At 69.3% G+C, this 290-nt stretch carries 1 protein-coding gene; it reads left to right on the forward strand.

Going from position 1 to position 290, the window contains the following annotated elements; translation table 11 throughout:
• Window positions 1–265: chlorophyll a/b-binding protein (locus L9G74_RS24030; RefSeq protein ID WP_238898559.1), on the forward strand; the 265-nt coding region annotated here is incomplete at its 5' end.
• Window positions 266–290: the final 25 nt, after the last annotated feature.

Raw genomic sequence — 290 nt, forward strand, 5'->3', positions numbered from 1 at the left:
GGTGGAGTGGGCCACGCCGTGGTCGCGCACCGCCGAGAACTTCTCCAACGCCACCGGCGAGCAGGGCTACCCCGGCGGCAAGTTCTTCGACCCGCTCGGCCTCGGCGGCGAGACCAGGGACGGCGTCTACATCCCGGACACCGACAAGCTCGACCGGCTCAAGCTCGCCGAGATCAAGCACGCCCGCCTCGCCATGCTCGCCATGCTCATCTTCTACTTCGAGGCCGGCCAGGGCAAGACGCCGCTCGGCGCCCTCGGCCTATGAGCAATCAACCCCGCTCTCGCTCGCC

Source organism: Shewanella electrica (assembly GCF_022321485.1).
GTDB lineage: Bacteria > Pseudomonadota > Gammaproteobacteria > Enterobacterales > Shewanellaceae > Shewanella > Shewanella electrica.